General features: G+C 72.4%; 6 protein-coding genes and 1 tRNA gene. 5 read left to right on the plus strand and 2 right to left on the minus strand.

Annotated elements, in window-relative coordinates:
- Positions 1–57: 57 nt before the first annotated feature.
- From LN042_RS27880 to LN042_RS27890, 3 genes are all read left to right on the plus strand, one after another.
- Positions 58–1,119, plus strand: coding sequence for an SGNH/GDSL hydrolase family protein (locus LN042_RS27880; RefSeq protein WP_230054158.1), 1,062 nt, complete (start codon positions 58–60; stop codon positions 1,117–1,119).
- Positions 1,120–1,182: 63 nt separating this feature from the next.
- Positions 1,183–2,409 (plus strand): acetyl-CoA C-acetyltransferase, encoded by a 1,227-nt coding sequence (locus LN042_RS27885; protein ID WP_230054159.1) that lies wholly within the window; start codon positions 1,183–1,185, stop codon positions 2,407–2,409.
- A 567-nt stretch (positions 2,410–2,976) separates the two neighbouring features.
- Positions 2,977–3,921 (plus strand): hypothetical protein, encoded by a 945-nt coding sequence (locus LN042_RS27890; protein ID WP_308191876.1) that lies wholly within the window; start codon positions 2,977–2,979, stop codon positions 3,919–3,921.
- Positions 3,922–3,942: 21 nt separating this feature from the next.
- Here the strand turns inward: LN042_RS27890 and LN042_RS27895 are convergent, their stop codons facing one another.
- A complete protein-coding gene (locus tag LN042_RS27895) occupies positions 3,943–4,302 on the minus strand; it encodes a hypothetical protein (RefSeq protein WP_230054160.1) in 360 nt (119 codons plus the stop codon).
- Positions 4,303–4,390: 88 nt separating this feature from the next.
- Positions 4,391–4,472: transfer RNA gene (locus LN042_RS27900), tRNA-Leu, on the minus strand.
- Positions 4,473–4,795: 323 nt separating this feature from the next.
- Here LN042_RS27900 and LN042_RS27905 point away from each other — a divergent pair.
- Together LN042_RS27905 and LN042_RS27910 are read left to right on the plus strand one after the other, a co-directional pair.
- A complete protein-coding gene (locus LN042_RS27905) occupies positions 4,796–5,566 on the plus strand; it encodes an ABC transporter ATP-binding protein (protein ID WP_230054161.1) in 771 nt (256 codons plus the stop codon).
- Positions 5,566–8,118, plus strand: coding sequence for an ABC transporter permease (locus LN042_RS27910; RefSeq protein WP_230054162.1), 2,553 nt, complete (start codon positions 5,566–5,568; stop codon positions 8,116–8,118). Before LN042_RS27905 ends, LN042_RS27910 begins: the two co-directional genes overlap by 1 nt.
- Positions 8,119–8,144 lie beyond the last annotated feature (26 nt).

Below are 8,144 nucleotides of genomic sequence, written 5' to 3' on the forward strand. Positions count from 1 at the left end.
GCAGCAAGGAATGCGTCCGGCGCACCGCCGGACCGGTCGATGCCAAGGGGGTCGCGGATGCCAGGCTCGCAGCACTCACGGGCCAGGGTGGCGCGCCGGATCGCCACCGCTGCGGCGTACGGCGGTGGCGGCCTGGGGCTGCTCGGGGTGGGCCTGGCCGGGGTGCTGATCACCGAGGGCCGGCTGGCGATGAGGGCGGTCGGGGTGCTGGAGGGCGATCCGCCGAAGGCCGACGGGCTCTACGGGGACGGCTTCGTCGATCCGGCCGAGGACGACCGCAAGCCGCTGGTGATGGCGTTCCTGGGCGACTCCACGGCGGTCGGCCTCGGGGTGCGGCGCGGCCGGGAGACCCCGGGGTCGCTGCTCGCGGCCGGCGTCGCCTCGGTCGCCGAGCGCCGGGTCAGGCTGGTCAACGTGGCGGTCTCCGGCGCCCGCTCCGACGACCTGGCGCGCCAGGTGCGGCAGGCGCTCACGGCCCGGCCGGACGTCGCCGTGATCATGATCGGGGCCAATGACGTGCGGCGCCGCACCCCGCCGGCCCACGCGGTGCGGCTGCTCGGCGAGGCGGTGCGCGACCTGCGCGCCTTCGGCTGCGAGGTGGTGGTGGGCACCTGCCCGGATCTGGGCACCATCAAGCCGGTGCGGCCGCCGCTGCGCTGGCTGGCCCGGCGGGTCAGCCGGCAGCTGGCTGCCGCGCAGACCATCGCGGTGGTGGAGGCCGGCGGGCGGACGGTGTCGCTGGGTTCGCTGCTCGGGCCCGAGTTCGCCGCCCGGCCGGAGCTGTTCGCCTCCGACCGCTTCCACCCCTCCGCCCAGGGCTACGCCACGGCCGCGATGGCGGTGCTGCCCTCGGTCTGCGCATCGCTCGACCTGTGGCCGCAGGAGATGACGCCGCCGGAGCCGGGCAGCCGGGAGGCGCTGCTGCCGATGGCGGTGGCGGCGGCGACCGCTGCCGGGCGGTCCGGTACCGAGGTGGCCTCCGCCAGCGAGAGTGCGGGCGGGCGGCGCTGGGCACTGGTCAAGCAGCGGCTGCGGTTCGCACTGCCGGCCGGCGGCGGCCCCGACACGTCGGCCAGCTCACACCCGGAGCCGGATGACGCACGGTCTACTTGGGAGTAACTTTCCTCCCCGTAACATCCGGACACGTCCGCCGGCAGCCGGACACGCCTTGAGGAGCCCGCCATGCCCGAAGCCGTCATCGTCAGCGCAGCCCGGTCGCCGATCGGCCGCGCCTTCAAGGGCTCGCTGAAGGACATGCGCCCGGACGACCTGACCGCCGCCATGGTGCAGGCCGCTCTCGCCAAGGTGCCGCAGCTGGACCCGCGCGAGATCGACGACCTGATGCTGGGCTGCGGCCTGCCGGGCGGCGAGCAGGGCTACAACCTGGCCCGGATCGTCGCGGTGCAGATGGGCATGGACCACCTGCCCGGCACCACCCTCACCCGCTACTGCTCCTCCTCGCTGCAGACCACCCGGATGGCACTGCACGCGATCAAGGCGGGCGAGGGCGACGTCTTCGTCTCGGCCGGCGTGGAGACCGTCTCGCGCAGCGTCAAGGGCACCTCGGACGGGCTGCCGGACACCCAGAACCCGCTCTTCGCCGAGGCGGTGGCCCGCACCGCCAAGCGCGCCGAGGAGGGCACCGGTGACGCGGGCTGGCACGACCCGCGCGAGGACGGGCTGCTGCCCGACGCCTACATCGCGATGGGCCAGACCGCCGAGAACCTGGCCGCGCTCAAGGGCGTCACCCGGGCCGAGCAGGACGAGTTCGGCGTCCGCTCGCAGAACCTGGCCGAGGCCGCCATCGAGGCCGGCTTCTGGGAGCGCGAGATCGTCCCGGTGACGCTGCCGGACGGCACCGTGGTCAGCAAGGACGACGGCCCGCGCGCCGGGGTCACCCTGGAGGGTGTGCAGGGCCTCAAGCCGGTCTTCCGTCCGGACGGCACGGTCACCGCCGGCAACTGCTGCCCACTGAACGACGGGGCGGCCGCGCTGGTGATCATGTCCGACACCAAGGCCCGCGAGCTGGGGATCACGCCGCTGGCCCGAGTGGTCTCCACCGGCCTCTCGGCGCTCTCCCCGGAGATCATGGGCTACGGCCCGGTCGAGGCCTCCCGGCAGGCACTGAAGCGGGCCGGCCTGACCATCGACGACATCGACCTGGTGGAGATCAACGAGGCGTTCGCGGCGCAGGTCATCCCGTCCTACCGGGACTTGGGCGTCGACCTCGACAAGCTGAACGTCAACGGCGGCGCGATCGCCGTCGGCCACCCGTTCGGCATGACCGGCGCCCGGATCACCACGACGCTGATCAACTCCCTGCAGTGGCACGACAAGCAGTTCGGCCTGGAGACCATGTGCGTCGGTGGCGGACAGGGCATGGCGATGGTGATCGAGCGACTGAGCTGAGACGCAGCGAAGGGTGGGGGTCGCTGAGGAACGAAGCGGCACCCGCCCGCAGCGGAGGAGCAGCTCACCAAGCGGCCATGACGATCGAGCGACTGAGCTGAGACGCAGCGGAGGAGCAGCTCACCAAGCGGCCGTGGGGACCGAGCGACTGAGCTGAGACGCAGCGAAGGGTGGGGGTCGCTGAGGAACGAAGCGGCACCCGCCCGCAGCGGAGGAGCAGCTCACCAAGCGGCCATGACGATCGAGCGACTGAGCTGAGACGCAGCGCCTCAGCTGACGCACGCGCAGTGGGTCGGGGCGGGCCGTGCACCCGGTTGGCATAACCCACCGTGATTGAGGGCCGGATCACTTCGGGACACCCGATCCGGCCCTCAACTCGTCTCCCAGGGCATCGATTTAGACCCTCCGAAGTCGGGCGACCGCACAGCGTACACCGGCGCACCTGGCGACTTTCTGGACAATGACCAATATCACGGACACTTCGGACATCTTCCCCTGCAGCACCAGCCGTTCATGGGGCAGGGTGGAGACGTTCCCAAGTTCCACTCCGCCCGAGGAGTACGTTCCGTGAGCGCCGTGTACATCTCGCTGCTGCTGATCCTGATCGCCGTGTCGTCAGCCGTTCTGGTCCATGTACGCGGCCTCTCCCGCCAACTGGCCCGGCACGCCGGGGCGGAGCGGAACGACGCACTGGACGAGGCGGCGATACGCCGGGCCGTCTCCGAGGCGCTGGCCGCCGACCGGGAGCGGGAGATCAGCGAGGCCCGGGCGTTCTGGGCCGAGCAGGAGGCCCGCGCGGCCGAGGACGACCCGCTGCTGGACGCCCCGTTCCCGACCGGGGAGTCGGGCGGCCGGCTGGACGAGCCGGCGGGCCTCGACGCGGGGAACTGGCCGGTTTTCTTCCCCCGCCCGACCGGCCCGCAGGAGGCGGTGGACAGCGCCGGCACCATCGACCCGGCCTTCGGCGAGGCGCTGCGCTCCGCCCTGGAGGGCATGATCAGTGACAACGGCGGGCTGCCCGGTGCGGTCAGCCACCCGAGCATGCCCGGCGCCCCCATCCAGAACGACCACGACCAGCGCGCCCGCCGGGAGGCCGACCTGCTGGCCACCGGCCTGGAGGCCGGCCTGCTCGACCCGGAGCCGGCCCAGGCCGCGCCGGTCCCCGACCCGCGCCGCCATCCGTCGCACCCGGACTTCGTGCCCGGACCCACCCCGTCCCGCGAGTGGACCGACACCCGGCTGGCCGCGCTGGCCGCCGAGCGGGTGGCCCTGACCGACGTGCGCCCCGGCCCGCTGGGCACCCTGGACGTCTACGCCTTCGCCGACGGCACCACGCTCTGCGTGGCCCCCGGTGACCGCGAGGCGGCCTACCGGCTGATCGACGCGGTGCGGGGCGGCGAGGACGTCCGGCTGCTCGGCGGCTCCCGCTTCTCCGGCTCCTACTCGCTGACCTTCTCGACCGACGAGGAGGCCGTCTACGTGCTGGCCGACCGGGTGGTGGCCAGCGTCTGACGCGCCCTCACCGGCAGCGGCTCAGCCGCAGAGCTTCGCCACCGCGTCGACCGCCGCGACCGCGTCCGCAAGGAGCGCGGCCGCGGCTTCGTCGTTCTCCGGGGCGCCGTCCCCGAGGGCGGCCACCAGGTCGTGCCCGGTCACCGCGATCTGGTCGCCGACGGCGAACGCGCCGGCGTCCGGCAGCTCCCGCGGCAGCGCGCCCGGCCCCTCGGCCAGCCGCTGGGTGCGGGCCGCCAACTCCCGGGCCAGTGCCAGCCCCGCCGCGGCCCGGGAGGGGTGGCCGGGCACCGCGCCGAGCAGCCGGCTCTGCGGCATGGCGCGGAACCGGTCGGCGAGGTGGTCGACGGCGTCCAGCAGTTCGGAGGTATCGGGCACCATGGTCCTGAGCCTATCCGCCGGTGGCGCCGGCTCAGGGATAACCCCGAACCGGCCCTACCCCCCACCCGTAAGCGGCGCTGTGCACAGGTGCCCGGAGCCGGACTCGAACCGGCACGGCCTCGCGGCCAAGCAGTTTTAAGCTGCCCGTGTCTGCGTTCCACCATCCGGGCTGGACCGCTTCGCCCGTTCTCCGGGCACCCCCGAGCCTAGCCGTCCTGATCGCCCTCGCGCATGTTCCTTACCGAGGAAGTTGTCATGTTTCCTTGCGATCTGACGAACTGTCCGCCATTCGGCCAGGAAGCATCGGGATCCGGCCATCAGGGTCGCCGTCATACCGCAGGAGGAGACGGGACCGCCGGGGTCAGACCGCCGGTCGGTGACCAACCGTTCCCCGGGCCGACGCCGCGGGCCCCGGCCCCGGGTGAGCATGGAGTAGTCATCCCGCGGTGCGCTGCCAGACCGGTGCGCTGCCCCCCGATCCAGGAGCAGGCTCATGACCACGACGACCGCGGCCGTCCGAACCGGCCGCGCGGCCGCCAAGGCAGTAGGACTCAACAAGGTCTACGGTGCCGGCGAGACCAGGGTGGTCGCCCTGGACGACGTCAGCGTCGAGTTCCAGCAGGGTGAGTTCACCGCCATCATGGGCCCCTCGGGTTCCGGCAAGTCGACCCTGATGCACTGCATGGCGGGCCTGGACGAGGTCTCCTCGGGCTCCACCACCATCGGCGACACCGAGCTGGTCGGGCTGAAGGACAAGCAGCTCACCCAGCTGCGCCGGGACAAGATCGGCTTCATCTTCCAGGCGTTCAACCTGCTGCCGACGCTGACCGCCCTGGAGAACATCACGCTGCCGATGGACATCGCCGGCCGCAAGGTCGACAGGGCCTGGCTGGACTCGGTGGTGGACACCGTGGGCCTGTCCGGGCGCCTCGGCCACCGCCCGAGCCAGCTCTCCGGCGGCCAGCAGCAGCGGGTGGCCTGCGCCCGGGCCCTGGCCGGCCGCCCCGAGATCATCTTCGCCGATGAGCCGACCGGCAACCTGGACTCCCGCTCCGGCGCCGAGATCCTCACCTTCCTGCGCAATTCGGTGCGCGAACTCGGCCAGACCGTCGTCATGGTGACCCACGATCCGGTGGCCGCGAGCTACGCGGACCGGGTGGTGTTCCTGGCCGACGGCCGGATCGTCGACGAGCTGACCGCCCCCACCGCCGACGCGGTGCTCGGCCGGATGCGCCGCTTCGACGCGAAGGGGCGGACCAGCTGATGTACCGCACCGCACTGCGCAACGTGCTGGCCCACAAGGGCCGGCTGCTGATGACGGTCCTCGCCGTGCTGCTCGGCACCGCGTTCGTGGCCGGCACCCTGGTCTTCTCCGACACCTTCGGCTCCGCGCTGAAGAACAGCTACAGCAAGGGCTTCAACCACCTCTCGGTCCGGGTCGACGACGCCGGCGCCGTCCCGGCCGGCCTGTCCGAGGACACCTCCCGCACCGACGACCCGCACCTGACCGCGGCCACCGTGGGCAAGCTCGCCGCCCTGCCCGGGGTGGCCCAGGCCCGCGGCGTGGTGAACGGCTTCACCGCGGTGGCCGACAAGAGCGGCAAGAGCATCGGCAAGGGCCAGGACTCGATGGGCGGCAACTTCGCGCCCGGCGCCGGCGGCCAGGACCCGCGCTACCAGATGGTCCAGGGTCAGGGCCCGCAGCGCAGCGGCGAGATAGCGCTCGACCGGGCCAGCGCCGACAAGGCCGGCTACCACGTCGGCGACACCGTGCGGGTGGCGATCAACGGCCCGGCCATGACGGCCAAGCTCACCGGCGTCTTCACCACCGACGACCCGGGGGTGAACTCCGGCAACCCGCTGACGCTGTTCGACACCGCCACCGCGCAGCGACTGCTGCTGCGGCCCGACCAGTTCAACGCCGTCGAGCTGGTCGCCGCGGCCGGCACCAGCCAGGCCACCCTGCAGAGCGAAGCCCAGCAGGCGCTGCCCGACGCCGGCACCATCACCATCCACACCGCGGACCAACTGCTGGCCGACCAGCAGCAGACGATCCAGGACGGCACCAAGAGCATGCGCACCATGCTGCTGGCCTTCGCCGGGATCTCGCTCTTCGTCGGCGTCTTCATCATCGCCAACACCTTCACCATGCTGGTCGCCCAGCGCACCCGGGAGCTCGCACTGCTGCGCGCCATCGGGGCCGGCCGCAAGCAGGTCACCCGCTCGGTGCTGGCCGAGGCGCTGCTGATCGGCACCCTCGCCTCCGTCGCCGGTCTGCTGGTCGGCATCGGGATCGGCGCGGGCCTGCAGTCGCTGATCAGCTCGATCGGCAACGGCGACACCCCCACCGGGCCGCTGGTCATCAGTCCGACCACCGTGGTCGCGGCGCTGCTCACCGGCACCGTGGTGACGGTGCTCTCCGCCCTGCTGCCGGCCCGCCGCGCCGCCCGGATCGCCCCGGTGGCCGCGATGAGCAGCGCCGACCAGCCGGCCACCCAGAAGAGCCTGGTGGTCCGCAACAGCATCGGCGCGGTGATCACCGCCGCCGGCCTGGCACTGGTCATCGGCGCGTCCCGGGGCACCGGCGGCAACTGGGCACTGGCCGGCGGCGCCGCCGCCGCGCTGATCGGGATCTTCATCCTGACCCCGCTGCTCTCCCGGCCGCTGATCGCCCTGATCGGCCCGCTGCTGGCCCGGGTGTTCGGGGTCTCCGGCAAGCTGGCCCGGCAGAACGCGGTGCGCAACCCGCGCCGCACCGCGGCCACCGCCTCGGCGCTGACCATCGGTCTGACCCTGGTCTCCGCGCTCACCGTGCTGGGCGCCTCGTTCAACGGCATGCTGGACCGCGAGGTCGCCGACGGCATGCGGGCCGACTACGCGGTGGGGCTGTCCAACGGACTGAGCATCTCCCCCGACATCGCCGCCAGGGTCGCCCAGGCTCCGGGCGTGGCCGCGGCCTCCCCGCTGACCGAGAGCTACCTCCAGATCGGCGGCGACACGCGCGCCGTCGCCGGCCTCAACGCGGCGCAGGCGACCCAGGTGATGAACCTCGGCGTCACCAGCGGCTCGGCCGACGCGCTCGGCCAGGGCAAGCTGCTGGTCACGGCCGACACCGCCAAGAAGATGAAGCTCAGCGTCGGCAGCACCGTGCCCGCCGCCCTCCCGGACGGCACCGTCTCGCTGACCGTCGGCGGGATCTTCACCGACAACGCCCTGCTCAAGCCGATGCTGCTGGACAACGCCGTGCTGGCCGCGCACCACGTGTCGTCCGACACCAACGTGGTGCTGGTCAAGGGCAATGGCGGGGAGAGCCAGTCGCTGCGCCAGGCCCTGGTGGCCGCCGGCGGCGACAACCCGCTGATCGACGTGCAGACCAAGCAGGACCTGAAGAACAAGGTCAGCTCGGTGATCACGTTCGCGCTGAACATGCTCTACGGCCTGCTGGCGATGTCGATCGTGGTCGCCGTGCTCGGGGTGATCAACACCATGGCGATGTCGGTCTTCGAGCGGAAGCGGGAGATCGGCATGCTGCGGGCGATCGGTCTGGACCGACGGGCGGTCAAGCGGATGGTCCGGCTGGAGTCGGTGGTGATCTCGCTGTTCGGCGCGGTGCTCGGCCTGGTCCTCGGCTGCTTCCTGGCCTGGGCGGTCAACGGCTCGCTGAAGGACTCGGTCGCCAACCTGACCACGGTGCTGCCCTGGGGCCAGCTGCTGGTCTTCCTGGCGCTGTCCGCCCTGGTCGGACTGGTGGCCGCGTTCTGGCCGTCCCGGCGGGCCGCCAAGCTGGACATCCTGGACAGCATCAAGGCCGCCTGAGCGAGCTGCCCCCGAGCAGGCGGAAG

The organism is Kitasatospora humi, from assembly GCF_020907985.1.
Classification (GTDB): Bacteria; Actinomycetota; Actinomycetes; order Streptomycetales; family Streptomycetaceae; genus Kitasatospora; species Kitasatospora humi.